The organism is Bacillus sp. CCNWLW194 (genome assembly GCF_037120585.1).
Classification (GTDB): Bacteria; Bacillota; Bacilli; order Bacillales; family Bacillaceae_G; genus Bacillus_A; species Bacillus_A basilensis.
Genome location: NZ_JBBBBL010000014.1, coordinates 102,070 through 128,819, shown reverse-complemented (window position 1 = coordinate 128,819; position 26,750 = coordinate 102,070). Strand labels below are relative to the sequence as shown.

The window sequence follows — 26,750 nt, the reverse complement described above, 5'->3', positions numbered from 1 at the left end:
GGTATTTTTTGCACTATTATCTATTCTTGGATATTATTAATAATATCTATATGAAATTATTTTTTTATTAAAAAAGGTTTGGCGGTGTGTAAAATGATTAAAGGGATTAAAAATATTGAAACGAAAGAACCGATAAACATGTTTCTATTTATTCCCTGTAGTACTCTTTTGTTTGATAATATTTATCAACATTTTATTCTTAGAAAGGATTTTACACTAGAGAAGCTTTTATTTGAACTCGTATTTTTATTTATTTTCATTTCATTTTTTTTATGTAATAAGTGTTTACAAAAAATGGATAAAAAAATGTTTACAAAATATATTTTTCTTGGCGTTAGTATTAGTTATCTTTTGGCATACGATCTTATGTTTATACGTAATCCAGGTGCTTCTTTACATATCCCTTATTTAGAGTGCTTCTTAGTAATTTCTGCACCTTTATTTTTAAGTATTCATTATCTTCTATCGGTATCTATCTGTATGATATGTAGATTTTTAATTGCTATTTATTATTTTGAAATTAACTATCCAATATCATTAATATTATTATTTCTAACAATTTTTATTACGTCATTTTTTGTATTTCTTTCATTAAAATTTTTAGTACAAAAAATTAAAGCATCCTATGAAAAGCAAATGAAAGAAACAGCTGTATCGATAATGAGGATAATGGAATTAAAGGATCAATATACGAAAGGACATAGTGAACGTGTAGCCAATTATGCTACGATTCTTGCTAAAGAAACAAATGAATATGATGATAATTCTTTAAAACAATTTCATTTTATTTGTTTATTACATGATATAGGGAAAATAGGTATTCCGGATGAAGTTTTAAAGAAAGCATCTTCTCTTACAGAAGAAGAATATAATATTATTAAGACACACCCACAATTAGGACTAGAAGTTTTTAAAAATATATCTTTAATAAAAGGTAGTGAAGACATAATTCTTTCTCATCATGAAAGATGGGATGGAAAGGGCTATCCTCAAAAACTAAAAGGAAATCAAATACCACTATGCGCAAGAATTGTTGCAATAGCAGATGCATTCGATGCAATGACTTCTTCAAGAGCATATCGTTCGGCTCTATCTCCTGAAGAAGCTTATAGACGTATTATAGAAGGATCTGGTACACAATTTGATCCTTCTATAGTAGCGGTTTTCAAAAAGGTATTTCCTTTGTGGGAAAAAATGGTCCCAAATTCTTTTAGTTAAAAGTTCATGTCTGAAATCGATTCATATTTGAGGTATGAAGAATGCGAAAAATGAAAAACCCGAATCCAATCGTGATAAAAGTTTGAAACTAGATAATGAATAAGGCACATAAAGAAAAGGTACCTATATATAGGTACCTTTTCTAATAGTTTTTTAGCAGAAACAACTGCATCCGATAATGATTAATAGAATAAATAATACAACTAATAAAGCAAATCCTCCAGCGAAACCGCAGCCTTCGCCGCAACTACCACCATATCCCATAACAATAGTGCCTCCTTTAGATAAAAGGGTAAAACTAGGGTTCATTCCATGGATTTTAATGGGTTCACTTTACCTTATGTTTTAAAGAATGAATTGAGCAGGTCCTTTTGAAAATAAAGAAAAGACGCCATTAGGCGCCTTCCTTTTAGGTAGATAAGACTTTAGTTTTCCAATCTAAAGAAATTTTGTATCAGTTCTTTGTGAGTATATCATAATATCTGATTGATTTATTATGCATTGTTACATACTTCTCTAAATCCCTCTATTTTTCATTTGATAAAATAAAATCCTAATATTACCAAAAAACAAATAAATATTTCTACATATTCAAGATATTTACATAAATTACAAAAGTGATACATTTAAGTTGTAAGTTATAAAAACTATTAAAGGGGGATTTATTATGTTCAAGAAATTAGTAGTAGGGCTATTAGCAACTGGTATTGCATTAACAGGAGGAATTGGAGCGGCTTCAGCTGATACGCAAAAAGCTGTGAGTTCTCCGAAGCAAGCAACATGCTCAATTCCTTATGAGTATTCTAATGGTAAATTCAAAAGAACTCTGTATTACTCAAATGGAGTATATGCTAATAGTTTTAATGAAAATGTTTGTGGCGGGACGATTACATGGTATTTAAAGCATGTTCAAAATGGAGTTGCTTTTTACGAAGGTAATTTAAAATAGTAGATTTTTTGAACCTCATTTATTGAGGTTCTTTTATTTTGAGTTTTTAAACTGATTCTCCATAAAAAAAGACACCTAAAGGTACCTTTCTGCGACTTAAATCATCTTAATTTTAATAATATAGTTTTAAGCTTAAAAACTATAGGGAGTTCTCCTATGTGCTTTTTAAATAGCTTTTGCGAAATTATGAGTGTTTTTTTATTTTGTATTTCAATAAGTTCATCTGGATCATTTTTAGATAATATTCTTTTCCTATTAGCTCAAATATAAATAATGCTATTTTCATGTTAGTAACAACATCTTCTCGAATACATTTTATTCTTTGAATGTATCTGGTTTTTCAACTCTGAATGATTTTACCTCACCGCATTCTAAACAGAATGTGGTTAATAGCTTAGAACGTTTCCCTCCTGAAAAGAACCTACTAGATTCATCTTCACAAACATATGCGTGATAAGCAGATCCAACCCTTCCTTCTTTAAATGTAGTAGAACCGCAATTATCACATCTTTTATTTTTCATATTACTAACACCTCTTTTGGTTCGTATTTATTTTGCTGTATTTTTATAATAGAAGCAAAGCAACTTGGTTATACATGATGTTTTCGACATGATACAACATACCCCTTCATATATTCGTAAGTAAAACAAGATAATACCCTCATGAACCGCTATAAAAATATGATTTCTTATATATCATTTAATTTTTATCGGAAAAATAAGTATTAAACAATTGATTTTTATTATTCTGATGATTATAATAAAAAAATCACAAAAAAAAACAATTCTTATGTTGAGAAGTGGAGGGACGGGCCCTATGAAACTTCGGCAACCTCGTTTTAGACGAAAGGTGCCAAATCCTGCAGGTGAAGAAAAACCTGAAAGATAAGAGCGGTTCAATTAGTCAAGAAGGCTACTCTTATTTCGATAAGAGTAGCCTTTTTTATGGCTAAAAGGTAAAGGGGGAATAGGTAGTGGAGTATGGTTTTTGGTTGCCGATTTTTGGGGGATGGCTTCGAAATGTAGATGATGAATCTATGCCGCCTACGTTTGAGTATGCAAAACAAACAGCGCAAGCGGCAGAACAATTAGGTTTTTCAACAACTCTTATTGCAGAATTAAACTTAAATGATATAAAAGGTGTTTCAGCACCAAGTTTGGAAGCATGGACAACTGCGGCAGCACTTGCAGCAGTGACGGATAGATTAGAGATTATGACAGCTGTAAGACCTGGTTTCCACAATCCAGCAGTTACAGCGAAAATGGCAGCGAATATTGATCAATTAAGTAATGGCCGTTTTACATTGAATGTAGTTTCAGCATGGTGGGAAGAAGAAGCTAGGCAGTATGGCGGGGTATTTACTGCACACGACGAGAGATATGATCGTACGGAGGAATTTGTAACAGTTTTGAAATGGCTTTGGAAAGAAGAAGAGTTTTCTTATAAGGGGAATTTTTATGAGATTCATAATACACATTTAAGTCCAAAACCTGTGCAGAAACAAGGGATTAAGATCTATGCAGGTGGTGAGAGTAAGCGAGGAAAAGAGGTAATCGTAAAACACGCGGATGCATATGTCATGCATGGTGGAACAGTGGAAGAAGTATCTGTGAAAATAGAAGATATGAAGAATCGTAGAAAGAAAGTTACAGAGGAGCCATTGCAGTCATTCGGGCTTGCGGCTTACGTCATTTGTCGTGATACAGAAGAAGAGGCATTAGAGGAATGGAGACGCATAACGGATGTGAAAGAAGGTGCGTTAGGTTATGCGGGTTACCAAGATTTTATTAGTAAATCGCATTTAGAACAGCAAGTGAAATTGAATGATTATTCCGTATCTAATCGCGGGTTACGTCCTAATCTAATCGGAACACCAGAACAAATTGCAGAAAGGATACTCGCTTTTGAAAAAGTAGGTGTTACATTATTACTTTTACAATTTTCGCCACAGCTTGAAGAGATGAAACGATTTTCTGAAAAAGTGATGCCATTAGTTGAATTGAAAAGAAAGGAATTGATTACAAATGAGTAAAATTTACATATTACATGAGAATAAGGAATGGACGGAACATTTAGTGAAAAGGTTGGAAGAACTGGAGTTACCGTATGAGGAATGGCATTTAGATAAAGGAACAATATCGTTAGAACAAGAGCCTCCTCAAGGTGTTTTTTATAGCCGCATGAGTGCTTCTTCACATACGAGAGGACATCGTTATGCACCTGAATTGACTGAGGGGGTTCTTGCTTGGTTAGAGGGATACGGGCGAACAGTATTTAATGGATCTCGTGCATTACGCCTTGAAGTAAGTAAATTGAATCAATATGCAGCATTAAGAAATTTTGGGATACAAGTGCCGAAAACAATTGGTGCTGTTGGCCGCGCTAATATAGTAAAAGCAGCAAGGGAGTTAGGGGAAGTACCGTTCATTACAAAGCATAACCGTGCAGGGAAAGGCCTTGGTGTTCAACTATTTCATTCCATCGATGCTTTAGAACAGTATTTGGATAGTCCGGCGTTTGAAGAACCTATCGATGGAATTACTTTAATCCAGCAGTATATTGAAGCGCCAGAACCATATATTACGCGTTGTGAGTTTGTAGGTGGTCAGTTTGTATATGCAGTTAAAGTAGATACATCAGAAGGATTTGAGCTTTGTCCAGCAGATGCATGCTCGATTCACGATGCTTTTTGCCCAGTAGGAGAAGAGAGTAAGAAAGAATCGTCAACAAAATTTGAAATTATATTGGACTTACATGAGCCAATTATTGAACAATACAAAGAATTTTTGAAGAAAAATGAAATCACTGTTGCCGGTATTGAATTTATTCGCAGTTCGGATGGAGCAATTTATACGTATGATATTAATACAAACACAAACTATAATTCTGATGCAGAGTCTGTAGCTAATCAATTTGGTATGCTTGAGCTTGCTAAATTCCTTGGAATAGAATTAGAAAAACAAGTAGAGGCAGTTAAATAATATATAAGATTCTAGTGAAAATCATTGTTAAAGTAATAGTGGGAGTACTTACAAGCTCTTATGTTTTTGCATTAGAACGAAAAGTATAAGAAACAGCCCAAGTTTCAATGAGGAACTTGGGCTGTTTGTATGTTGTATTTCTCTTTTATATATATTCGCAAGTAAAGTAGCATAATATCCCTATAACAATTAGAACAATAAAACGTAATAGTTCCTTGCCTGTTGATTTTGTTTTGATTGCCGATATACTTATTCTCCATCCAGCCATTTTTGGGTATGTTCGATAAAGCGTTTTGCCGCTGGTAATGCGTGTTTAATTGAAGTGAGTGACAACCCAAGTGATCGAGTAGGTCTGTCTTCCAATTCTACAATCGTAACATTTTCGCTTTGTCCTTGTAATGCGAGTTCAGACATGACGCTGATCCCAAGTCCATTCTCCACCATCGCGACAATTACATGATCATCGCCGGTTTCAAATTGAATATTGAGATGAACCCGAGCTGCTTCTAATACTCTCCTAACATCGTAACCGCACGAAGAAGCAGGCATAATAAAAGGCACTTTCTCAAGCTGAGCATACCGAATCGTGGATTGTTTACTTAACGGGTGATCTTTAGGGAGTACACATAGCATTCGATCTTTTCTTAGTGGAATAGATTCGAGATGACTTGAAGACGGTAGTGACATAAAACCTAAGTCAATTACTCCTTGTTGAATCCACGTTTCAATCGTGCCATAATCTCCTTCCATTAATTTGATTTCAATTCGAGGGTGTTCCAAGTGAAATCGATGTATGATTGCAGGCAGCCAGTGAGTGGACACGCTTGTAAAGGTGCCAATGCGCAAGGTTCCCGCCTCTATGCCATTAATCTCTGCAACAGCTTGCTTTAATCGCTCATTATGGTTTACTATTTCACGCACATGCGTTAAAATACGGTCACCATTTTCCGTTAATCGAATGCCTGTTTTATTCCGAGAAAGCAGTTGAAACCCATACTCTAATTCAAGACTCCTGATCGCATGGCTGACACCTGACTGAGTTATATTCAGTGCTTCTGCTGCTCTTGATAAATTTCCCATTTCAACCGTCTTCAGAAAAATTTCGAACTTAGTCAGACTCATCGAATCTCCTACTTTCTTATGTATGAATTTCGTTCAAGTATAGCATTAAATATATTCAATTTACTAATATTTCAATCATAATTATACTATGTACATAAAATTGAAAAGGGGAACTAAAAATGAAACCTATAAAAGCTGATTTTATGATCTTAGTTGTTACAATGACCTGGGGTTCTTCCTACCTTTTTATGAAAGTCGGATTGGAAACTGTTCCTTCATTTTCTCTTGTTGCATTACGCTTTGGTATTGCTTTTTTGGTTTGTGTCGCTGTTTTTTGTAAACAATTTCGTTCAATCTATTTTGCTACTCTAAAATATGGTTTTATTCTGGGGTTTTTACTATTTGTGGTATCTGCTTCAGTCATCTTAGGTTTAAAAACAACATCAGCTTCAAATGCCGGTTTTCTAGCCAGTTTGACTGTAATCTTTATCCCTTTATTATCTATCGTTCTATTCAAAGAACGACTAAGTTATAGACTGATCATTAGTGCCCTTGTTGCAATGACAGGCATTGGTTTACTGACTTTGAATAATCAATTAACACTAAACTCTGGAGATTTACTCTGTATACTCGCCGCTTTCTTTTATGCTTTTCATATTATTGTCACCGGGAGGGCGGCTAAAGTTGCGAATACATTGCAGCTTGGTATTCTTCAATTGGGATTTGCAGGAGGCTTTGGCATACTCTTTGCCCTGATTTTCGAAAAGCCGCAACTTCCCTCCACTAAAGAAAGTTGGATCGCTGTACTGGTGTTAAGCATTGTCTGCAGTGCTTTTGCCTACATTGTTCAGGCGATGGCGCAGAAATACACAACACCGACACATACAGGACTCATTTTTTCATTAGAACCTGTATTTTCTGCAATATTCGCTTACCTGTTCATGAACGAAGTATTGCCACTCAAAGGGTATATTGGAGCATTGCTTATTCTTAGCGGTGTTATACTGGCTGAGATAAAAGTGAAGCGAAAACATTCATTTAAAGTAAAGAAGAGAGACGTGAAATGTACAGAGTAGTACCACTGAGTGAAGTTTCGCTTTATTCCAATGATTTTTGAATGTTATATTCCCTTATTATTTATATATTCACAAGTAAAACAACATAATATCACTATGAACCCCTATAACAATATGAGTTTTTGCATATTTCAAAACTTAGTATATCCTTCAAAAAATTTTAATAGTATAATATGTTTTGTCATATTATTTTAGGTTTTTCGACAAAATATATAAATAGAGAACGTATTGGGAGAAGGAATTATGTACACAAAACTACTAAAATCAATTACATCATTATCACTTATAGGTGGTGCTTTACTATATACAAATGGCAGTGACGTGAGAGCTGCTGAGGCAGGTATTTTTTCTGATGTGCCTACGTCGCATTGGTCGTATCCGGCAATTAAAGATTTATCGAGTAAAAATATTATTTCCGGTTATGGAAATGGGAAGTTTGGTTTCGGTGATGTTGCGACGAGAGAGCAAGTTGCAGCTTTAATTTATCGTGCGCTGTTACCGAATAAGCAAGGTGGTGCGTTCAGTAATGAAGGTGCTCGTTATGTATTAAAAGATGGATCTACTTTAAACAATCCGTATCGAGATATTCGCGCAGGATCCACATTGTTTCCAGAAGAGGTTTTAACGTTAACGAAATTAGGAATTTTTAATGGGGATGGAAACGGAGGGTTTAGACCGAAAGATTCTGTTAGCCGTGCAGAAATGGCGCAAATTATTAAAAATGCTTTTCAAGTTTCAGCTAAGCAAAAGCATACATTTAATGATGTTCCGAATGGTTTTTGGGCAGAAGGTGCGATTAGTGCGGTGCAGTCAAACGGGATTGCATCTGGTACAGGCGACGGGAAATTTGAACCTGCAAAAACGGTAACGCGTGAACAGTATGCACAGTTTTTATATAATGCTTTGCAATATAAAAATCCTGCGGTTGCGGTGAAAGATACAGGAGATGCAGCATTATTAGCAGCATTTAAAGATGAAGTGCAAAAGCGTATTAATACATATGAAACAAATATTACACTTCCATATAAAACGAAAAATAGCAATATGCAAGAAGTGATGGATACGCTTTTTAACGCCTATAAAGAAGTGGCAAGTAAAAATGAGTATACAAATTATAATAGATCGAATGTTTCATATGGAATTTCTGGATCACCTGGAAATTATACGTTTACGCTGAAAATTACATATCGCGAAACGAAAGAACAAACGGAATATGTAATGAAGCAAGCAAAGGCAATTGTTTCTTCTATTACTCAAGTTGGAATGGATGATCACCAAAAAGTGAAAGCGATTCATGATTATGTCGTAAAACATATTTCTTACGATACGTCTTATAAAGCTTACACAGCATATGAAGCACTTGTAAATCGTTCTGCGGTTTGCCAAGGTTACGCACTATTAACCTATCAATTATTAAAAGAAGCGGGAATTGAGAATCATTTTGTAGTAGGAACTGGAGACGGTCAGCCTCATGCTTGGAATTTAGTGAAAATCGAAAACAAATGGTATCACCTTGATACAACATTCGATGATCCGGTGCCAGATGAGCAGGGCCGCGTAACATATTCATATTTCAACTTATCAGATGAGCAAATCGCAAGAAATCACGTGTGGAATAGAAGTGACTATCCGCAAGCTACAACAAATTATTATAGTACATTAACAAATAAAATTGCGGCAGGTGGTACGAAAACCACTGCATACCAACAAATATTAAAAGATACAAAGTTAAATTATTTAGGAAATGAATACATTGCAAACAACTATAATGAATTCAAAAATAAAATGCAGCAACGTTATAATGCAAAGTCACCAAAAATTGAAATCCTTTATAAACAATCAATGGATGGCGCATTGCAAGATGTGAAAAAAGTAATTGGAGAAATCGGTTATCCGCAAGGAGCGAACCGTGTTTCTTATAAAGCTGAGCCGTATAATGCGAAAGAAGGATATTCTTTAGTGACGATTACGTTTACGTATTGAGAATGAGAGAAAGCATCTGTTTCAGGTGCTTTTTTTATTGTTGAAAAAGAGATTTTAAAAATTATATAATTTATTGTAAACTGCATACAAAACAATGATTGAGAAGATTTGTTATAAAACATATACTTAAATGATTAAAAGGACACATAATACGGAGGACTAATATGACAAAGAATAAAAATGAGTTATCGGTAGAACAACGAGAAGAATTGTTAAAAGTATTAAAATCTCGTTTTGAGAAGAATATGAACCGCCATGAAGAACTTGAATGGGCTAAAGTTGAAGCGAAGTTGGACGCTAATCCTGAAAAATTGTGGTCACTTAATGAAATGGAAGTAACTGGTGGTGAGCCAGATGTTATTGCTTATGATAAAGAGAAGGATGAGTATACTTTCTGTGATTGTTCAAAGGAGAGTCCTAAAGGCCGCAGAAGCCTTTGTTATGATCGTGAAGCGCTAGAATCAAGAAAAAAACATCAACCAGAAAATACGGTTATTGATGTAGCAAATGCTATGGGTATTGAACTATTGACTGAAGAGCAATATCGAGAGTTGCAACAACTTGGGGATTTTGATATAAAATCATCAAGTTGGGTACAAACACCTTCAGATATTAGAGAGCTCGGTGGTGCGCTTTTCTGTGATTATCGCTTCGGACATGTTTTTGTGTACCACAATGGAGCAGATTCTTACTATGCTGCCAGAGGTTTTCGTGGTTCTTTAAGGGTTTAAGTTTTATGTGAATAAGAAAAGGGTCTGCATTCAAAGGCGAAGAATAAGCAAGGATAATAAGAAAAACGCTATCTTTTAAAAAGGTAGCGTTTTTCTTATGGCTTATAAAGTTATTTCTGCATTTGACATATACAGTTGAACTATATAGTTTAGCTATATATTTATCGTTACATTGGAGGTGTGTATGAATAGAGATAAAAATTTACCATTAACGGAAACAACCTATTACGTACTTTTAGCTTTATTAGAGCCAGCACATTATTGAGGTTACAAAAAGTATATTACACGTATAGTTAGGGGGGGAACGATGATGTGGAGATTGAAATTTTTTTTAGAATTTGAGAAAGAGGAAAAATGGTTAGAAGAGATGGCTTGGAAAGGCTATCAACTAGAAAGCACTACATTTGGTTATACATTTAGATATACAGAACCCGAAGATGCGACGATTAAAATAGACCATAGAGTATTTAGTAGAAAAAGTGATTTTATTAATTACTGCACACTATTTGAAGATAGTGGCTGGGAGCATATAGCTGGTAATCGGTGGTCAGGTACGTACTATTTTAAAAAGGTAAATGAGGAAAGTGAAGATGACATTTTTTCAGATCAAATGTCACGAGCAGGGAAGTATAAACGTCTATCTAAAACATTTTTAGAATTAGCGATATGTTATTTGCCGATATTATTTTTATTTATGTATAGTAATACGATGAATTTAGGAGCATTTGTAAATCCGAAAGAACTATACTTAACTCCAGGATTATGGGATAAGCAAGGCGTATCGTTTCTATGGTCATTCTTATTTGAAACGCCATTTGCATTAATGAGAGGACTTTTTTTAACATTTATCCCTGTTGCGACATGTATGTTTTTCGTTTGCTCGTATAAAGCAAATCGATTGTATGAAGAGAGAAGATGATAGGAGGGATCCCCTTAAAGCTGATGTTTTGAGGGGTTTTTTGCATTTGTAAATGGTATCTTTTTAAAATGGATAAAGGAAAAGAATGCGTATTGGAAGCAAATTATTATGATTTTAATGTAGTTGTGTACTCATTATCAACTGGAATAATCTTCTTTAAATATTCCATAATTAACCTACATATAACATCTTTATATGTTAATATAAAAGGGTATGCACGGTATTCTTTTCAACATATTATTTTAAGAATAAGGGGATTCAATTATGAATTTTAAACAATTAATTTTAGCAGGGACAGTTATTGCATCAACAACACTAACTCCTCTAACAAATGTGCAAGCAGAAAATACAATAGGATTTAAAGATGTTCCTGAAAATCACTGGTCTTATAAAGCAATTATGGATTTAAAAGAGAAAAATATTGTAGCTGGTTATGGAAACGGAATGTTTGGTTTTGGTGATAACATTACACGAGGACAAGTGGCTAAACTAATATATGCTTACTTGAAGCCAGCAGATAAACTTACTACACAAAATCCTTTCACAGATATAGAAGGGCATATGTTTGAAAAAGAAATTCTAGCTCTGACTAAAGCTGGTATTATGAACGGATTTGGTAATGGGAAATTTGGTCCAGATAATGTTTTAACACGTGAACAATTAGCTGTTGTATTAACAAAGGCATTTAACTTCCAAGCAACATCTACTACCACTTTCAAAGATGTAGATAAAAATTACTGGGCAACAAATGCTATCAGTGCATTACAAGAAAATAAAATCACGACGGGCACGGGTGATAATAAGTTTGAACCGCAAAGTCTCGTGACTCGTGAGCAGTATGCACTATTCTTATACAATGCAATTAATAAATCAGAAAAAGAGCCTGAGTTAAAGCCTACTGTTATACTGCAAGATTTAGCAGATGATGATATTTATTATTATGAAGGTTGGATGGAGAGCTCATCTGTACTGAAAAGATCTGTATCTAAGGAAGCACAAAATTTTGTTACTCAAATCAATACAAAATATAATGCGGAATTAAAGTATGCAGCGATAGGTGGTCCAGGTTCAGAGGTCGTTTTATTCTCTCCAGTATTAGAGGGGATTCCAGAATTTTATGGGAATTTCACTGTAAGGGGTGATGATGAAAATAACTTTACTGTTAATTTTGTAATTGAGAGAGGCCAAGGTAATAAGGCGTTACTAGAGTTAGGGAAAAAGTGGATCACTATGATAAATCCAAACTTAGATTTGAGTAAAGAGATTGATAATATAGTGGCTTCTAATACACGCACAGGTAATTTTGAAATAAATAAAAACAATCTTAAAATAGAGATAAGCTTAGAGAAGCAAAATTCTAGTAGTGATCTAATGCATGTTAAAATCAACAAGTAAAAAAGAGGAGTGAAGTTTCACTCCTTTTTTAATTATGCTATTTCTACTTTTATCCCGCTATTCTACCTATGATGCTAACAGGGATTATAAACCCGTAGATCAAATGAATCCTGAAGAAATCAAAAAGTGTCATCACTGCAATTGTTCTTTTATTAATCGCTGCATGGACTACAAAAGGACCTCATACAGACGACCAGCATAAATAAATTATTGTATTTCTCAATAAACAAAAACAACTTAACATGGTAAAATAATAGTTGGATGGGAGTCCAATACATATTATTAAAATTAAGATGGTTCAAGTCGGAGGAAGGCACCTTAGGGTGTCTTTTCTTTTTTACAAAAAAAGAAAATTTTACATTTAAACGCATTTTAAATACAAAATAACCGATTTCTTATACGTTAAGAAACCGGTTATTTATTTCTCTACTTTTTTAGGGAGCTTTTTCTTATAATGGTCTTAAATCACAAATAAAAGATAGAGTAAAAACTACATAAAAAAATAAATGTAACGAAAACAAGAAAACATATAAACTGAGAATTAGATACATACTGTTCTATTCTTTTTTTCATGTTAATTCGTATTATTTTTCAAATGTGAAGTATCAATTGGAATTTGAGCTTTCCAAGATCCAGCTACTTTTCCAATTTTATTTATATTTATATCTAGCGTAAGAGGTTGTTTGAAAGAGTCTTTTCCTTCAGGACCTTCAACAAATGTAACGACACCTTCTGGTTTGTCTTTCTCACGAATGCCTACATGATCTAATTTTTTACCAGCTGCCATAAGTTCAAAAGGAAGAAGATCATCTGAATCTTGGATAAAAGATATTACCCTTACTTTTTTAAGCTCAGGGTTTTCTTCTTGTTGTCCATTAACCTTACCATCATTCCCAAGTTCTAATCCCGATGTATCAAATTCAAATGGTACTAAACTTCCGTCAGCTTTTTCCATTCTATAATGAACTGATATACGTGAATCTGCGATATATAATTCTTTGAAATGTACAGTAATACCTTGATCTGTAATTTTTTCATCAATAGGAATATATTTACCATTCTTCATTCCATCTATTTTGTTACCATTTTCATCTGTACCCCCCTCATTTACAACCTTATCGTTTATAACTGCATTAGAAAAATACGAGGCAACATTTGTAGCCGCCACTTGTACTTGTGGAATCATTGCTGTTGTGAAAAGTGCTGCTGCAGCTACTGCTGTATACATGAAACGTTTTGATTTTTTACTCATGTTTGTAAAGGTTCCTTTCTTCTGTTGTTTTTTGTGATTTATATTAGAAACATTCTCTAACTTGGAACGACTTTCAAATGTTTTCCATGCTTGTTCTATATCAATTTTGATTTCATGTGGTGAATTTGCACATTCTTCATCTAGCATTACGTTTTCCCATTGATTTAATTTACTAATTTCTACTAATAAATCTTGGCATGCTTCACATGTATCTAGGTGCTTTGTGAATTCCTTTCTTATATCATGAGAAAGTTCGCCATCAATATATGTTTGAATAAATCCGATATCATAACATTTCATTTGTTATGCCTCCTCTATTTGTTTATAAATCTTGCGAAATTTCATTTTGGCTCGGACCAATAATGTTCCAATAGAAGATATTTCAATTTGAAGTATTTCTGCAATTTCTTTATATTGAAAACCAGAGAATTTCATTAGTAAAAGGGTTCGTTCTCGATCATTCATTTTATTTAGTATCGTTTGGACCTTTGTAATTTCTTCTTTTCTTATCCAATCATCGTCTAACGATGAAACATTTTGTACGTCATGGTATTGGATTTCTTTATCAATTTTCGCTTGCTGCCTTTTTTCAGATCGGAAATGGTTATAAGCAACATAAGTAGAAGATTTAATCAACCATCCAGGTATGTTTTCAATTCCTTTCCAATCACTACGATATAATTGTAAAAATACTTCTTGTGCTAACTCTTCAGCTATAGATTGGTCTTTAACAATCCATATAATCTGTTTCACAGCATAAGCATAGTACTGCTTAAATAAATCTTCAAAGGTCATATTAGAAGTATGACTTTCTTCATTTTCTATCGTTAACATGTTAGTTTAAACCTCACTTTCAATTTGATACCTGTATTATAGAGAAACCAGAAAAACGGATTTTGTGACAGTTTTTCTAGTTATTTTTTTATATTTTTTATTATGTACTAAAAAAAGCATTCATCTGATTAAAAGATAAATGCAAAAAGGGAACTATAACTCTTACAGTAGTTGTCTATTCATGTATAAGAAAACAGTTAGTTTGTTGCCAAATTGTATTTAAGCGTACAATTTTCTTTTTTTCATATGGTGCCCCCATCGCTATTAACTTAAGAAATTGATTCTCCCCAAAACGAAAGAAACGGTTCTATCACATTAGATTTCACATTTAATGCTTCTGGACTACAAGGTAAAGAACTAGTAGTTTTTGAAGAACTGTATCAAGATAATATCTTAATAGCTATTCACGCTGAAATTGAAGAGAAGGGACAAACAGTGCAATTTAAAGAAGTAAAGCTAGAACAACTTAAACCAGAACAGCCGAATGTTACCCTTTTTATGGAATTAATTTATAAATGCCTCTAAATTAACCATATTCTTGACAATACTACTATTTACTTTAATATTAATTGCACTTTCTTATTGTAATCTTACATTCTTGTAAGGTAAATGTAAGACAATTCAATATGAAGACTATAACGCTTTAGATTAAATTGTAGATATCCAATAAACGAACAGGAGATAGCAACAATGAGTATATTAACAGTCCGTAACTTAAGTAAAATTTATAATACAGGAGAAGTATCTTATAAAGCTCTTTCCAATATTGATTTGACAATACAAAAAGGAGAATTTGTAGGGATTATGGGAGCATCAGGGAGTGGAAAATCAACTTTACTGAATATGATTTCTACTATTGATGCACCAACATCTGGGGAAGTATTTATTAACGAAAGAAATCCCTATTGTTTATCTTCTAATGATTTAGCTCTATTTAGACGTCGTGAACTAGGATTTGTCTTTCAATCTTTTAACCTCATGAATACTCTAACTGTAAAAGAGAATATTGTTTTACCACTTACATTAGATAATGTAAGTTTGAATGATATGAACGAAAAAGTAGAAGTTATTTCTAAACAACTGGGGATTGAAGAGATTTTAAATAAAAGAACCTATGAAATTTCAGGAGGTCAAGCCCAACGAACTGCCATTGCTCGTGCCCTCATTCATTCTCCTCAATTAATTTTAGCAGATGAGCCAACAGGAAATTTAGATTCAAAAGCGGCAAATGATGTGATGGAACTTTTAAAGAAATTAAATCAAGAAGAACAAGTAACTATGATGCTAGTGACACATGACCCTGTAGCAGCGAGTTACTGTGACCGAGTAGTTTTTATTAAAGATGGATCTTTTTATAATGAAATTTATTGCGGTGACAATCGTTCAAGATTTCACAAAAATATTATGGATGTAATATCTTTATTAGGAGGCAATCAACATGAATTTGCGTCAGTTCGCGCTTAATAACGTCATTCGTAATAAGCGATTATATTTAGGCCATTTTTTAAGTAGTACATTTGCCGTGATGATTCTATTCATTTATGAATTACTTGCATTTCATCCTAATTTCACTGGTAATCTTGTATCGACAAGTGCGGTCATAAGTGCCTTAAGTACACAAGGATTTAAAATTACTCAATATCTAATTATATTTTTCTCCTTCTTTTTCATTCTATATTCTATTACTATGTTTTTAAAAACAAGGAAAAAGGAATTTGGTATCTTAATACTCCATGGCATGTCTGACACACAATTAAAAAAGTTAATCTTCATGGAAAATATGTTAATTGGATGTTCTGCAATTATTGTTGGGATTGGAACTGGATTAGTCTTTGGAAAATTAATTTTATTGATATGTAGTTCACTTTTCCTATTAAAAGGTGGGCTTCCATTTTATTTTCCTACTAAGGCAATTTTAATGACATCTATTATGTTTTTTATTTTATTTATACTTGTCTCTTTTTTCACTTTACGAGTAATGAAAGTATCCCAGCTAATTGAACTCATGAAATCTGAAGAAAAACCAAAAACGGAACCAAAGTCATCTAAATGGCTAGCTTTCTTTTCAATTCTTTGTATTATCATTGGATATGCCTCAGCATTTTATTTAGATACAGCATTGGAAAAAGGAACCGATTATATATATGTTATGTTAATATGCGTTTTCTTATGTGTATTAGGAACATACTTTTTATTTACTCAGCTCAGCTTTTATGTCATTACAATATTGAAAAATCGTCAATACACTTTCTTTAAAAAAACAAATATGTTAACGATTTCGGAGTTAGCATATCGAATGACAGATAACGCAAGAACACTATTTCTAGTAAGTATACTTTCGGCAGTTGCCTTTACCTCTATTGGTGCTTGTCTTGCTATTGGAAATGGAGCATTAGCGGAAGTTGACAGCCCTTATGCGTTTGAGTATACATCATTGAAACGCAACAAGCAGGAGTCCTCTCATATTTCTCAAATCGAGAAACAATTACATGATGCTGGATTCTCATATAAGTTAGTAACTTCTACTGGTTTTAATACAGAAGGAGGTGCAACAATTATGAGCCTGACTGATTACAACGCAACTGCCAAAATACTAGGATACCCAGTAGAAACATTAAAAAAGGAAACGGATAGTCTAATTCTACCATCAAAAAAATATTTAAGAACAGCTTCTCAAGATGAATTAAAGAAAGTGTCTTCATCTCTTAAAATAGAACAGGGTAATATGCATTTTAATCTTTCGAGGAATAAGATATTAAGGGATAATATTATTGGCCCATCTTATCATTTTTCTGTTGTTGTTTCAGATTCAATGTACGAAACAATACTAAAAAAGCAATTAGCAGAAGGAAAGACTGATCAGCATAAAGTCTATCGTTTTTTAATTAAAAATATGCATGAAGCAGCAGATGTTGCTAAACAACTTGAGAAGGTAATTTCATATGATTATCAAAGTGGACAACCACCTTTTATATTTGATTGCTCGGTCTTACAATGGTTAGAACGTAAACAAATGAATGCAATGCTATCTATTCTTAGCGTACTAGTGGGGGTTGTATTTTTTATATTTGCAATTAGCTTCTTATACTTCCGTTTATTCACAGATTTAGATCGAGATAAAAGCCAATTTCAAACGCTTTCTAAATTAGGGTTAACTAAAAGAGAGTTAAAAAAAATTGTAACCCAACAAATTAGCATATTATTTTTTGTGCCTATTGTGATTTCTGTTATTCACAGTAGCGTAGCCTTTTTGGCAATAAGGGCTTTAGCACAGAGCAGGGTGGGCGTAGACTTACCTGTTGCAGGGAATTCTATTCTCATATTCACAAGCTTTATTAGTGTACAAATAATTTACTACCTTATTATTAGAAGAAATTATTTGCGTCAAATACTTCATTTTATAAAATAAAGCAAAAAGTATTATATTAATTAGATGGACAAAGGAATAGTATTTAAATTTATAAAACAATAATTTGATTTAATAGATTTTAGCGTATTGTTAAACGTGATAAAGAAATTCTTATATAAAAATAAGCACATCTGTTTTTTAACGAGATGTGCTTATTTTGATTTTAATAATTTATTCCTATTATTAATTCATACTTACCTGAAGTTCGTAACAGCTAGGGCAGAGACTTAGACGTAGTTTAGTTTTGCTTTGAACGATATAACCACACTGTTTACAAGTCCGTTGCTCCAAACTTACTTTTCTACCATTTGGTAATGCAAGTTTTTGCTTATCAGATAGTTGTTTTTTTCTGATTTTGAGCGTTTATATAGCTGTATATACCTATTATTTACTCTCTGGAATACATTAGCTATAGGGCTTCTAAAGGATTTAAACCTTCTTTACTGAGTTTTAGTTTTATTTGCAAGTTCTAATGGAACCTCATTCTAATTTTTATAACTTATCATTTATCTTCACCCCATTGATTAAATTAGTTTTTGAAATAAATATGTGAATCTTTTTAGGTTTGTTATTAATCTTATATAAACTCTAATCTAATTCTAATTTATGGTAAAATTAAATGGCGGATAGGAAGAAAAAGGATAAATGGTAAGAGATTATTTGCATACCGGGGGAATAAAAATGTTAAACAATAATGTATTAGATGCACTATTTAATGAGGTAGCATATGAAGATGAATTGTATTTTTATTATTTTTACACTATGAAAATGGCAGCAACATCAGAATATCTTAAATTTGGACCTGGTGCATTTTTAGAAAATCAACATCAAGTGATTTGTTTTACTAATAAGAGGATAATGATGCTTGAATTGAATCCTTTAACTGGTAAGTTTAATGGTAATAAAATAATAATTAATATTGAAGATGTAGAGGGTATAAAAGTAAAAAGAGGGCTAATAAAGTCTAAAGTTATTGTTACATTAAAAGGTAACAAAGGAGATATCGTTATGAATCCCAATAGTTTTACAATTGGATTATCAAATCATAAAAAAAACTTAGTGAAACTCCAAGAGATGTATAGCTAAAAAACAGTCTCTATAAAGTTAAAAAATTCATTTTGATTATGATCTTGATAAAAGACTAATTAGAATGGATTTTTTGTTTCTTTTGGAGGATGGACAACAATGAACTTGGCTAGATATAATTCTGAGCATATTGCTACGGCTAGTTTATTGGACCCAGTTTTTGTATTTACGCAAATATCCATAAAGATGATTCTAGCATCTATTCCAGCTTCCGTTCCTATTGTACCTAAGTTTATAAGAGAAAAGATGTTAAGCTATGTTTCTGGAGGAGCAGAAATAAATGGCGATGAGCCGATCGCTAAGTTAATCGAGTCGGGTATGCGTAACTATAAACTTAAAACGTCAGCGCCTGATTTAGTTAGTAAAGAAGACTTGAAAAATATCAATATTCCAGTGCTTGCATTAATGGCTGAAAAAAGTACAATGCATAATTCGGTAAAAGCAGTTGAAACTGGGAAAAGATATGTGAAAGATATCGATATAGTGAACTGGAAAAATGCATCTCACGCAATCAATGGTGAATTCTCTAACTAGGTGAATGCTAGAATTCTTGATTTTATAGAAAAACATGCTAATGATAACTAAGTTGAACGTGGAGAATATGTTGTAATGACAATGTTACTTTTTCTATTTTCGTGAATATGTATAATTACATAAAATTTCAGAGAAAAAGAGAGTATACTTTCATATTGTGTAATAAAGATAAAGCTCGCCTACGGAAATAGGCGAGCTTTTTTAACATATAAAGAAAAGACAACTTTTCAGGTACCTTTCTTCGAGTTGAAACATTTTACTAGGTTAAGTTTTGTGGTGATTATTTCTATTAATTTAAATGAACTAGAGTAGTGCATCACTTTATTTTTAAGCATCCTTCTCAACAAATATGAATATTTTCATTATCCTTTTCACTACAAAGGGTAGTAATTTAGAAGCTAAAAATGCAAGTATGAAGGCAATTCCCCATGTTTTCAGCCATGATTTGAGAAATAAAGCTGTATACCCAACGTTCATTGAAACCATGACGAAAGAGATAATACTAGATATACCTAAAATCATAAAGAGATTAAAAATTATCGGTTCAAATTTTTTATTGATTTTCAAAATTAACACCTATTTTCTATATATACTTTGCTGCCCGATTTCACCAACATCTAATCTTACAGTTTGAAATCTAGGTTGTCCAGCTTGTTGTACTTTTCTGCAATAGCAACAATAGTTATATAACTAATATAGTTCTGCTTTGGATGATAAGGAGCAGAACTCGTTTGCTCGTATAAAGCAATTAGGCTGTATGAAGAGAAAAAGGATCCCCTTAAAGGAGATCCTTTTTACATTTTAAAGAAATCTTTCATCATTTTAGCATCTTTAATGTTCACCGTTACACCTTCAACTTTATCTTTCTTCTCATCTTTAGCAATCGTAATTTGCTCCTTATTATCAACCCACACAAGAAACTCTTCTTTTGCGTCATCTTTATATGTAACGGTTATAGTAGAATGCACAGATTCTCTCTTTTTTTGATCTAATGTGATTGGTTTAGAGGTACCTTTTTGAACTGCTGAAACGATAGATTTTACCATTTCTTCATTACTTGTTTGAGATTTGGAAGTAGTATGATTTGTTGTTTTGAGTATTTCAATGTCTGTAATATTTGCGGAGTTTAATTGAAAGGTATTTTGTGTATGTTCTTGCTTAACTTGTGAAGCTTTATCTGTAGCTGAGGTGCTTGTACAACCAATTAAAGTGAAAGATAGAGCGGTTAGAGCGCATATAGATATGATTTTTTTCATAGTATCCCTCCTTATGTTTAATTATAACAATTTTCTGTTAAATCAGGTAGTTATTGTAAGGTGGGTGAGGTTTTTTAAAGTGGAAAATTAAGCTGTTCATTCTCTATTAAAAAAAATCTAAATAACTTTTTTCATATTTTATGTTTAACATTGGGAAAATAGGTGTACTACATATAATATAACAAATAATTCATTTTAGAGGAGGAAGTTAAAGATGGAAACGAAGTATAGTAAACCTTTTGTATATGAATTTATTACGGAGAAAGAGGTCATGAATGCGGCGAATGATCTAGTGAAGAAAGGAATAGACCAAGAAGATATTTACGTATTAACACATGAGAAAGAAAGGACAGATAGAATCGCAGACAATGCAGACGTGAATACAATTGGAATAAAAGAGGAAGGACTTGGGACAAGTATTATTAACGTCTTTCAAAAAACGGGAGATCAGTTAAGAAATAAGATGCAAGAGTTAGGGCTTAATGAGGAAGAAGCTAACTTTTATGAAGAAAAGCTGGATGAAGGAAAAATCTTGTTATTCGTTAAGGATTTAGAAAGAGTCGGTGAATGGCTACAAGAAAGAAGATGCACGTATTCTCTTTAAATTTGTATCCTTTACATCTATAAATCTATTACGAAAAGGAGATTGGAAATATGAGTGAGAGCGGTCTAAAAGAACAAATTACGGGTAAAGTTGAAAAGAAAAAGGGACAAGTAAAAGAAGGAATTGGTGAAGTTACAGAAGATAGAGAGTTGAAAAATGAAGGGAAGTGGGAGAAGACGAAGGGAACTATAAAAGAAAAAGTCGGAAAAGTGAAACAAAAGATAAGTGATGGATTGGATAATAAAGAATAATACATGTTTATCAAGCTTTGGTTACACACCAAAGCTTGATAAATCAAATATAAAAACAATATAGGAGGTCTAATTGTGGGACTTATTATTACGTGTATTGTAGGTGGACTTATTGGTGCGTTAGCTGGAATGATTACGGGAAAAGACTTTCCTTTAGGTATAGTTGGTAATGTAATTGCTGGTTTAATTGGATCTTGGGTTGGTAGTGCATTATTTGGTCACTGGGGTCCTGAATGGGGAGGTATTTTTATTCTTCCAGCGTTATTAGGTGCAATTGTCTTTATTTTAATCGTTACATTCTTCTCTAGAATGCTACGGAAAGCGTAAGTATGATAATGAATAGTAATCTTAAGTTTATTATATATAGCTCTAAAGTTAATAAACTGATAAATATACATAAAAAAGCATCCAATTAAAATAATTTGGATGCTTTTTTTATGTAATCTGCATAGGAATGAGTGGGGGATGAAGACCCCCCCACTCATTGAAATTACACTTTCTATTATGTATTAAACCATCGTTACTTTTTTACAATTATTTATTCTTACAACCTGCCTCGGTTCTATATGAGATAAGTCCTCGTTATTGCCTATATCAACTACAATTGTATTCGTTAGTATGTTAATAATGGAACCAACTAATTTTGTAGCATGATCGTGTCGATAAGAAAATTGAACGAAATCTCCCTTTTTAAAGCTGTGCTCTTCCATAGATAGATCCCCCTAAAAATAATGTTTATACATTATACATACACAAATTTATAAGGTTTAAACATTTGATAATATTTTTTTAGTGTTAAGCCGAGAAAGGTGTAGAAAATTTATTTATAATGAAAATAAAAAAATATGTTTAAAATTAATTTTTATGGGTAATTAAGATAGTAGTAGTTTGAGATAAGGGGGCGGAAATGATGAATTTGGCAATAAATATTTTGCAAAATGATTTAGGTTATACGGTACAACTTACTGGTGAAATTGATGCGTATACGGCATCAGATTTGAAAAATAAGATTATGCCTATTGCAAGCGAGAAAGAGGTTCATATTGTAGTAGATTTTCATAACGTAGATTATATGGATAGTACTGGTTTAGGCGTTTTTATAGCTTTATTAAAAGCAGTTAAGAAAAATGATGGAAAACTAGAGTTTATCGGTGTATCTAAAAGACTAAAAAGATTATTTGATATTACAGGGTTAACAGAAATATTAAATTTGAATTCCGATGCTGAAAAAGTAGAAAGAAGGTGACTAGGGATGATGGAGAAATTTGAAAAGATAGAAATGAAAATTCCTGCAAAAGCAGAATATGTGGCTATTATTCGTTTAACAATGGCTGGTGTTGCGAATCGAATGGGCTTTGCTTATGACGATATAGAAGATATGAAAATTGCTATTAGTGAAGCATGTACAAACATTGTCCAACATGCATACAAAGAAGATGTTGGAGAAATTACAATTGTCTTTGGTCTATATGAAGATCGATTAGAAATTATGGTTGCGGATAATGGGATTAGCTTTGATTTTAGCACCTTAAAAAATAAAGTTGGTCCGTATGATATTAGTAAACCAGTAGAACATTTGCCGGAAAATGGTTTAGGTTTATATTTAATCAATACGTTAATGGATGATATACAAATTATGCATGATGAGGGCATGACAGTTTTAATGACAAAATATATACAAAGAGAGCAGGTGGAGAATGATGGAAGTCCAATCTCAACCTACGAATCTTACTAAAGAAGACGTTATTAAACTAATTGCAGAATTCCAACAAAACCAATGTGATGAAGCGCAGGAAAGGTTAGTTGATCATTATAAAAATCTCGTATATTCCATTGCATATCGTTATTCAAAAGGCGGGCCTATGCATGAGGATATTATACAAGTAGGAATGTTAGGGCTCTTAGGCGCAATAAGAAGGTATGATTATTCGATAGGGAATGCTTTTGAGCCGTTTGCAATACCTACTATAGTAGGCGAAATAAAGAAGTATTTACGTGATAAAACTTGGGGCATTCACGTTCCAAGGCGAATTAAAGATTTGGGCGGGAAAATTAAAATTGCGATAGAGGAGTTAACAGATCATTTGCAGCGTTCACCGAAGATTATAGAGATTGCGGATCATTTAGGACTATCCGAAGAGGAAGTGCTAGAGATTATGGATGCTAAAAATAATTATCGAGTATCTTCCTTAGATGATGTAGTTGAAAATTCATCTGATGGAAGTTCGGTAGCGAGAATTGAATCTGTAGGTGAAGTAGAGCAAGGATATGAACAGACAGAAAGGCGTCTCGTTTTAGAGGATATTTTTAACGTATTAAATGAGACAGAAAAGAGTGTTATTCATTATATATTTGGAGAAAATTTAAATCAAAAAGATACAGGGGAACGGTTAGGTATTTCACAAATGCACGTTTCTCGTATTAAAAGACAAGCGATAAGTAAATTGAAGCAAGCAGCGTTTTTAGATACATAAAAATTTTAAATAATGATGTTTAAAACATGAGAAAAGGGGTACTTATTAAGTATAGGAGGAGATATTAAATGTCACACGATGTGAAAGAACTAATCGAAGGATTGAATGAAGATTTAGCAGGAGAATACTCAGCAATTATTATGTATAACCATAATGCAGCTACGGTTTCTGGTATATATAGACAAGTATTAAAACCTTTCTTTGAATCTGAAATTAGTGATGAACAAGGACATGCCCTATATTTAGCGGAGAAAATTAAGACGCTAGGTGGTACACCTACTACGACCCCTTTACCAGTGAAACAAGTAGAAGATGTTAGAGAAATGTTAGAAGAAGCTAGACAATCAGAATATGAAACAATTAAGCGTTATGAAAAGCGAAAAGAACAAGCAGCGGAATTAAATATGACAGAGTTAGTTGTAAAGTTAGAAGATATGATTGCAGATGAAACAAATCATATGGAAGAATTAGATCGTCTTTTAAATGACAAAGCAATGGTGTTAAATTAAAAGTGGAAATTTATAGAGTGAAAGAACAAACTCTCATTTCTGGGGGTTTGTTCTTTTGCTGTGTAAATATGTTTGAGTAGGAAATTTTCATTTTATAACTGAGTATGTAATACTAGAAAAATAGAAAATGATAATAGATTTACATTTTAAATCAGAAAAGGGGAAATAACTTGTGTCCATTTTAATTGTCGATGATAATCCGGTTAATATCTTTGTAATTGAAAAAATTTTAAAACAAGCCGGATATCAGGATCTTGTATCGCTTAATTCTGCACAAGAGCTTTTCGAATATATCCATTTTGGAAAAGATTCTTCCAGGCATAATGAAATAGATTTAATCCTATTAGATATCATGATGCCTGAAATTGATGGACTTGAAGTTTGTAGGCGATTACAAAAAGAGGAGAAGTTTAAAGATATACCTATTATTTTTGTAACAGCTTTAGAAGATGCGAATAAATTAGCTGAAGCGCTTGATATGGGAGCAATGGATTATATTACGAAACCTATAAATAAAGTTGAACTATTAGCACGTATGCGTGTAGCGTTACGCTTGAAATCGGAATTAAATTGGCATAAAGAACAAGAAGAAAATCTTCGGAATGAACTAGATTTAGCTACGCAAGTACAAAGAAACTTATTAAGTAGTCCATTAAGGGAAGATCATATAAAAATTGAAGCAAGTTACTTACCTTCATTCAAACTAGCTGGAGATATGTATTACTGGTATAAAATCGATGAAAATCGCTACGGTATTATATTATTAGATGTGATGGGACATGGTGTATCTGCTTCATTAGTTTGTATGTTCATTTCGTCCGTATTACGTGAAACGATTAAATGTTTAATTGATCCAGAACTCGTCATTAAAGACTTAAATAAATATATGACTCTTTTACATAATGAGAATGACAATATTCCATATTATTTTACAGCGATATACTTAGTAGTTAATACAGAAAATAGAACAATTGAATATGTAAATGCAGGACATCCTTCTGGATACGTTTTAGTTGATGAAACAAATGTAGTTGAACTAGATCGCGGGAGTTGTGCGGTAGGATTTTTTGATGAAATAAAAGTTGAAAAGACAGTTATCCCTTTTGAGAAGAACGCTCAAATATTATTGTTTACAGATGGTGTACTTGAAGCAATTTCAAATGATGAATTTGAGTCTGAAGAAAAGTTACGTACTTTTACAGAAAGAAAATGGGGCGATTTAGAAGGAGAGATAGAAGGGTTTTATAAGGAAGAACAGAAGAAAGCACAATCAGATGATATGTGTCTAATTATGATACAAACGAATGCGAAATAAAAAGCGTATGAAATCCAAACAGAGGATTTCATACGCTTTTTATTGTATTTTTTGATAGATTTGTTCGTGTGGATTAAATTGGGTATAATGCGGCATTATATCCGAGAAACGAAGAGTTTCTTTATTTCCTAAACATAGGAATCCATTGTGACCTAAACTTTCATAAAATAGTTGCTGTACTTGGTTTTGAAGTTTACCTGTAAAGTAAATTAAAACGTTACGGCAAAGTATAATATGAAATTCGTTAAAAGATTGATCGGTTACTAAATTATGCTGCGCAAAAATAATGTTTTGTAAAAGAGATGGATTAAAATAAGCAAAGCGATTATCTGTTGAATAATAGTTAGAAAATGCTCGTGTACCGCCAGCTTGTAAATAGTTTTTCGTATAAGTTTGCATTTTATTTAACGGAAGTATACCTTGTTTGGCTTTTTCTAACACATTTGTATTCATATCTGTTGCGTAAATAACAGCTTTTTCACTTAATCCTTCTTCATGAAGTAAGATGGACATTGATAATACTTCTTCACCAGTTGCGCATCCAGCATGCCAAATTCTAATTTCAGGATGCTTTTTTAATTCAGGAATAACATGCTCTCTTAGCGCCTTAAAAAAGGTAGGGTTACGGAACATCTCAGTTACATTAATCGAGAAATCGTTTAATAACTGTTCTAAAAACGCTTCCTCATGAATTACTTTTTCAATTAATTTTGAAATGGTAGGGATATTAGAGAGCTGCATTCTATTGCAAATTCTTCTATAAATAGAAGTACGAGCATATTGGCGAAAATCAAATCCTGATAGTTTAAATACCGCTTCTAATAGTAATTCAATTTCTAAGTTCGTACGCTTATCCGTATCTACTGATGGATCAAAATTATAATACTTATTTTCCACTGAAACTAAACCTC

The 26,750-nt window shown here is 32.7% G+C and carries 29 protein-coding genes, 3 pseudogenes and 1 riboswitch; of the genes and pseudogenes, 23 read left to right on the top strand and 9 right to left on the bottom strand.

The window, feature by feature from the left end:
- Positions 1-93: 93 nt before the first annotated feature.
- On the top strand, positions 94-1,218 hold the full coding sequence (locus V7S50_RS26225; RefSeq protein ID WP_242255722.1) for an HD-GYP domain-containing protein: 1,125 nt from the start codon (positions 94-96) through the stop codon (positions 1,216-1,218).
- A gap of 153 nt (positions 1,219-1,371) precedes the next feature.
- Here V7S50_RS26225 and V7S50_RS26220 read toward each other — a convergent pair whose 3' ends face one another.
- Complete coding sequence (locus tag V7S50_RS26220; RefSeq protein ID WP_000540371.1) at positions 1,372-1,482, bottom strand: YjcZ family sporulation protein; 111 nt, start codon at positions 1,480-1,482, stop codon at positions 1,372-1,374.
- Positions 1,483-1,885: 403 nt separating this feature from the next.
- On the opposite strand from V7S50_RS26220, the gene V7S50_RS26215 reads away from it, so the two are divergent.
- On the top strand, positions 1,886-2,167 hold the full coding sequence (locus tag V7S50_RS26215; protein WP_000473837.1) for an LCI fold-containing protein: 282 nt from the start codon (positions 1,886-1,888) through the stop codon (positions 2,165-2,167).
- A gap of 315 nt (positions 2,168-2,482) precedes the next feature.
- Here the strand turns inward: V7S50_RS26215 and V7S50_RS26210 are convergent, their stop codons facing one another.
- Positions 2,483-2,689, bottom strand: coding sequence for a hypothetical protein (locus V7S50_RS26210; protein WP_097949949.1), 207 nt, complete (start codon positions 2,687-2,689; stop codon positions 2,483-2,485).
- 263 nt (positions 2,690-2,952) lie between these two features.
- Positions 2,953-3,059: riboswitch (SAM riboswitch) on the top strand.
- 82 nt (positions 3,060-3,141) lie between these two features.
- Here V7S50_RS26210 and V7S50_RS26205 point away from each other — a divergent pair.
- Positions 3,142-4,200: an LLM class flavin-dependent oxidoreductase gene (locus V7S50_RS26205; RefSeq protein WP_242255720.1), complete on the top strand. Its 1,059-nt coding sequence runs from the start codon at positions 3,142-3,144 to the stop codon at positions 4,198-4,200.
- Positions 4,193-5,149 (top strand): ATP-grasp domain-containing protein, encoded by a 957-nt coding sequence (locus V7S50_RS26200; protein WP_242255718.1) that lies wholly within the window; start codon positions 4,193-4,195, stop codon positions 5,147-5,149. The genes V7S50_RS26205 and V7S50_RS26200 overlap by 8 nt, the downstream gene beginning before the upstream one ends.
- 249 nt (positions 5,150-5,398) lie before the next feature.
- Here the strand turns inward: V7S50_RS26200 and V7S50_RS26195 are convergent, their stop codons facing one another.
- Entirely contained in the window at positions 5,399-6,271 is an 873-nt protein-coding gene (locus V7S50_RS26195) for a LysR family transcriptional regulator (RefSeq protein ID WP_242255716.1), read from the bottom strand.
- Between the two features lie 119 nt (positions 6,272-6,390).
- Here V7S50_RS26195 and V7S50_RS26190 point away from each other — a divergent pair, with 119 nt between their 5' ends.
- From V7S50_RS26190 to V7S50_RS26165, 6 genes and pseudogenes are all read left to right on the top strand, one after another.
- Positions 6,391-7,287: a DMT family transporter gene (locus V7S50_RS26190; protein ID WP_242255715.1), complete on the top strand. Its 897-nt coding sequence runs from the start codon at positions 6,391-6,393 to the stop codon at positions 7,285-7,287.
- Positions 7,288-7,530: 243 nt separating this feature from the next.
- Positions 7,531-9,270, top strand: a complete 1,740-nt coding sequence (locus V7S50_RS26185) for an S-layer homology domain-containing protein (protein WP_242255713.1) — start codon at positions 7,531-7,533, stop codon at positions 9,268-9,270.
- Between the two features lie 164 nt (positions 9,271-9,434).
- The gene (locus V7S50_RS26180) at positions 9,435-10,001 is read left to right on the top strand and encodes a DUF4256 domain-containing protein (protein ID WP_242255711.1); all 567 of its coding nucleotides are present in this window, start codon (positions 9,435-9,437) and stop codon (positions 9,999-10,001) included.
- A gap of 184 nt (positions 10,002-10,185) precedes the next feature.
- Positions 10,186-10,260: pseudogene (locus V7S50_RS26175) on the top strand (PadR family transcriptional regulator); the annotation flags it as partial.
- Between the two features lie 48 nt (positions 10,261-10,308).
- A complete protein-coding gene (locus V7S50_RS26170) occupies positions 10,309-10,920 on the top strand; it encodes a DUF2812 domain-containing protein (protein ID WP_242255709.1) in 612 nt (203 codons plus the stop codon).
- Positions 10,921-11,184: 264 nt separating this feature from the next.
- A complete protein-coding gene (locus V7S50_RS26165; RefSeq protein ID WP_242255707.1) occupies positions 11,185-12,315 on the top strand; it encodes an S-layer homology domain-containing protein in 1,131 nt (376 codons plus the stop codon).
- A gap of 574 nt (positions 12,316-12,889) precedes the next feature.
- Here the strand turns inward: V7S50_RS26165 and V7S50_RS26160 are convergent.
- Together V7S50_RS26160 and V7S50_RS26155 are read right to left on the bottom strand one after the other, a co-directional pair.
- The gene (locus V7S50_RS26160) at positions 12,890-13,867 is read right to left on the bottom strand and encodes a DUF4179 domain-containing protein (protein ID WP_336376605.1); all 978 of its coding nucleotides are present in this window, start codon (positions 13,865-13,867) and stop codon (positions 12,890-12,892) included.
- A gap of 3 nt (positions 13,868-13,870) precedes the next feature.
- Positions 13,871-14,401 (bottom strand): RNA polymerase sigma factor SigX, encoded by a 531-nt coding sequence (locus tag V7S50_RS26155; protein ID WP_242255703.1) that lies wholly within the window; start codon positions 14,399-14,401, stop codon positions 13,871-13,873.
- A 294-nt stretch (positions 14,402-14,695) separates the two neighbouring features.
- On the opposite strand from V7S50_RS26155, the pseudogene V7S50_RS26150 reads away from it, so the two are divergent.
- The 5 genes and pseudogenes from V7S50_RS26150 to V7S50_RS26130 all read left to right on the top strand — a co-directional run.
- Positions 14,696-14,887: pseudogene (locus tag V7S50_RS26150) on the top strand (VaFE repeat-containing surface-anchored protein); the annotation flags it as partial.
- Between the two features lie 204 nt (positions 14,888-15,091).
- Complete coding sequence (locus V7S50_RS26145) at positions 15,092-15,865, top strand: ABC transporter ATP-binding protein (protein ID WP_242255701.1); 774 nt, start codon at positions 15,092-15,094, stop codon at positions 15,863-15,865.
- A complete protein-coding gene (locus tag V7S50_RS26140) occupies positions 15,840-17,810 on the top strand; it encodes an FtsX-like permease family protein (protein ID WP_242255699.1) in 1,971 nt (656 codons plus the stop codon). The genes V7S50_RS26145 and V7S50_RS26140 overlap by 26 nt, the downstream gene beginning before the upstream one ends.
- 681 nt (positions 17,811-18,491) lie before the next feature.
- Positions 18,492-18,896, top strand: coding sequence for a PH domain-containing protein (locus V7S50_RS26135; RefSeq protein WP_074570861.1), 405 nt, complete (start codon positions 18,492-18,494; stop codon positions 18,894-18,896).
- Between the two features lie 75 nt (positions 18,897-18,971).
- Positions 18,972-19,430 (top strand): annotated as a pseudogene (locus V7S50_RS26130) (alpha/beta fold hydrolase); the annotation flags it as partial.
- Positions 19,431-19,757: 327 nt separating this feature from the next.
- On the opposite strand, the gene V7S50_RS26125 reads toward V7S50_RS26130, so the two are convergent.
- Together V7S50_RS26125 and V7S50_RS26120 are read right to left on the bottom strand one after the other, a co-directional pair.
- Positions 19,758-19,997, bottom strand: coding sequence for a DUF2798 domain-containing protein (locus tag V7S50_RS26125; RefSeq protein WP_000700220.1), 240 nt, complete (start codon positions 19,995-19,997; stop codon positions 19,758-19,760).
- A 227-nt stretch (positions 19,998-20,224) separates the two neighbouring features.
- Complete coding sequence (locus V7S50_RS26120; RefSeq protein WP_242255697.1) at positions 20,225-20,686, bottom strand: hypothetical protein; 462 nt, start codon at positions 20,684-20,686, stop codon at positions 20,225-20,227.
- A 214-nt stretch (positions 20,687-20,900) separates the two neighbouring features.
- On the opposite strand from V7S50_RS26120, the gene V7S50_RS26115 reads away from it, so the two are divergent.
- The 3 genes from V7S50_RS26115 to V7S50_RS26105 all read left to right on the top strand — a co-directional run bounded on the left by V7S50_RS26115 (position 20,901) and on the right by V7S50_RS26105 (position 21,868).
- On the top strand, positions 20,901-21,290 hold the full coding sequence (locus V7S50_RS26115) for a general stress protein (protein ID WP_242255695.1): 390 nt from the start codon (positions 20,901-20,903) through the stop codon (positions 21,288-21,290).
- A 50-nt stretch (positions 21,291-21,340) separates the two neighbouring features.
- Positions 21,341-21,541 (top strand): CsbD family protein, encoded by a 201-nt coding sequence (locus tag V7S50_RS26110; RefSeq protein ID WP_000004263.1) that lies wholly within the window; start codon positions 21,341-21,343, stop codon positions 21,539-21,541.
- A gap of 75 nt (positions 21,542-21,616) precedes the next feature.
- Entirely contained in the window at positions 21,617-21,868 is a 252-nt protein-coding gene (locus V7S50_RS26105) for a GlsB/YeaQ/YmgE family stress response membrane protein (protein WP_000522902.1), read from the top strand.
- 182 nt (positions 21,869-22,050) lie between these two features.
- Here the strand turns inward: V7S50_RS26105 and V7S50_RS26100 are convergent, their stop codons facing one another.
- Positions 22,051-22,251 (bottom strand): hypothetical protein, encoded by a 201-nt coding sequence (locus tag V7S50_RS26100; RefSeq protein ID WP_000391018.1) that lies wholly within the window; start codon positions 22,249-22,251, stop codon positions 22,051-22,053.
- 197 nt (positions 22,252-22,448) lie between these two features.
- Between V7S50_RS26100 and V7S50_RS26095 the strand changes: the two genes are divergently transcribed.
- The 5 genes from V7S50_RS26095 to V7S50_RS26075 all read left to right on the top strand — a co-directional run bounded on the left by V7S50_RS26095 (position 22,449) and on the right by V7S50_RS26075 (position 25,839).
- On the top strand, positions 22,449-22,787 hold the full coding sequence (locus V7S50_RS26095; RefSeq protein ID WP_063222004.1) for an STAS domain-containing protein: 339 nt from the start codon (positions 22,449-22,451) through the stop codon (positions 22,785-22,787).
- Positions 22,788-22,793: 6 nt separating this feature from the next.
- Positions 22,794-23,276: an anti-sigma B factor RsbW gene (gene rsbW, locus V7S50_RS26090; protein ID WP_242255693.1), complete on the top strand. Its 483-nt coding sequence runs from the start codon at positions 22,794-22,796 to the stop codon at positions 23,274-23,276.
- Positions 23,239-24,015, top strand: a complete 777-nt coding sequence (sigB, locus tag V7S50_RS26085; protein WP_242255683.1) for an RNA polymerase sigma factor SigB — start codon at positions 23,239-23,241, stop codon at positions 24,013-24,015. The genes rsbW and sigB overlap by 38 nt, the downstream gene beginning before the upstream one ends.
- A 68-nt stretch (positions 24,016-24,083) precedes the next feature.
- Positions 24,084-24,524: a ferritin-like domain-containing protein gene (locus tag V7S50_RS26080; RefSeq protein ID WP_063222001.1), complete on the top strand. Its 441-nt coding sequence runs from the start codon at positions 24,084-24,086 to the stop codon at positions 24,522-24,524.
- 172 nt (positions 24,525-24,696) lie between these two features.
- Positions 24,697-25,839: a fused response regulator/phosphatase gene (locus V7S50_RS26075; protein ID WP_063222000.1), complete on the top strand. Its 1,143-nt coding sequence runs from the start codon at positions 24,697-24,699 to the stop codon at positions 25,837-25,839.
- A gap of 39 nt (positions 25,840-25,878) precedes the next feature.
- Here the strand turns inward: V7S50_RS26075 and V7S50_RS26070 are convergent, their stop codons facing one another.
- Positions 25,879-26,736, bottom strand: a complete 858-nt coding sequence (locus V7S50_RS26070) for a CheR family methyltransferase (protein WP_242255681.1) — start codon at positions 26,734-26,736, stop codon at positions 25,879-25,881.
- Positions 26,737-26,750: the final 14 nt, after the last annotated feature.

Bases quoted from the DNA above. Each gene is read 5' to 3' on its own strand.
- V7S50_RS26160 (WP_336376605.1), bottom strand. From the start codon at position 13,867: ATGAAATGTTATGATATCGGATTTATTCAAACATATATTGATGGCGAA.
- V7S50_RS26225 (WP_242255722.1), top strand. From the start codon at position 94: ATGATTAAAGGGATTAAAAATATTGAAACGAAAGAACCGATAAACATG.
- V7S50_RS26100 (WP_000391018.1), bottom strand. From the start codon at position 22,251: ATGGAAGAGCACAGCTTTAAAAAGGGAGATTTCGTTCAATTTTCTTAT.
- V7S50_RS26215 (WP_000473837.1), top strand. From the start codon at position 1,886: ATGTTCAAGAAATTAGTAGTAGGGCTATTAGCAACTGGTATTGCATTA.
- V7S50_RS26200 (WP_242255718.1), top strand. From the start codon at position 4,193: ATGAGTAAAATTTACATATTACATGAGAATAAGGAATGGACGGAACAT.
- V7S50_RS26140 (WP_242255699.1), top strand. From the start codon at position 15,840: ATGAATTTGCGTCAGTTCGCGCTTAATAACGTCATTCGTAATAAGCGA.
- V7S50_RS26210 (WP_097949949.1), bottom strand. From the start codon at position 2,689: ATGAAAAATAAAAGATGTGATAATTGCGGTTCTACTACATTTAAAGAA.
- V7S50_RS26155 (WP_242255703.1), bottom strand. From the start codon at position 14,401: ATGTTAACGATAGAAAATGAAGAAAGTCATACTTCTAATATGACCTTT.
- V7S50_RS26080 (WP_063222001.1), top strand. From the start codon at position 24,084: ATGTCACACGATGTGAAAGAACTAATCGAAGGATTGAATGAAGATTTA.
- V7S50_RS26120 (WP_242255697.1), bottom strand. From the start codon at position 20,686: ATGAAAAAAATCATATCTATATGCGCTCTAACCGCTCTATCTTTCACT.
- rsbW (WP_242255693.1), top strand. From the start codon at position 22,794: ATGATGGAGAAATTTGAAAAGATAGAAATGAAAATTCCTGCAAAAGCA.
- V7S50_RS26165 (WP_242255707.1), top strand. From the start codon at position 11,185: ATGAATTTTAAACAATTAATTTTAGCAGGGACAGTTATTGCATCAACA.
- V7S50_RS26185 (WP_242255713.1), top strand. From the start codon at position 7,531: ATGTACACAAAACTACTAAAATCAATTACATCATTATCACTTATAGGT.
- V7S50_RS26110 (WP_000004263.1), top strand. From the start codon at position 21,341: ATGAGTGAGAGCGGTCTAAAAGAACAAATTACGGGTAAAGTTGAAAAG.
- V7S50_RS26145 (WP_242255701.1), top strand. From the start codon at position 15,092: ATGAGTATATTAACAGTCCGTAACTTAAGTAAAATTTATAATACAGGA.
- V7S50_RS26180 (WP_242255711.1), top strand. From the start codon at position 9,435: ATGACAAAGAATAAAAATGAGTTATCGGTAGAACAACGAGAAGAATTG.
- V7S50_RS26170 (WP_242255709.1), top strand. From the start codon at position 10,309: ATGATGTGGAGATTGAAATTTTTTTTAGAATTTGAGAAAGAGGAAAAA.
- V7S50_RS26220 (WP_000540371.1), bottom strand. From the start codon at position 1,482: ATGGGATATGGTGGTAGTTGCGGCGAAGGCTGCGGTTTCGCTGGAGGA.
- V7S50_RS26195 (WP_242255716.1), bottom strand. From the start codon at position 6,271: ATGAGTCTGACTAAGTTCGAAATTTTTCTGAAGACGGTTGAAATGGGA.
- sigB (WP_242255683.1), top strand. From the start codon at position 23,239: ATGATGGAAGTCCAATCTCAACCTACGAATCTTACTAAAGAAGACGTT.
- V7S50_RS26115 (WP_242255695.1), top strand. From the start codon at position 20,901: ATGGAAACGAAGTATAGTAAACCTTTTGTATATGAATTTATTACGGAG.
- V7S50_RS26190 (WP_242255715.1), top strand. From the start codon at position 6,391: ATGAAACCTATAAAAGCTGATTTTATGATCTTAGTTGTTACAATGACC.
- V7S50_RS26135 (WP_074570861.1), top strand. From the start codon at position 18,492: ATGTTAAACAATAATGTATTAGATGCACTATTTAATGAGGTAGCATAT.
- V7S50_RS26095 (WP_063222004.1), top strand. From the start codon at position 22,449: ATGATGAATTTGGCAATAAATATTTTGCAAAATGATTTAGGTTATACG.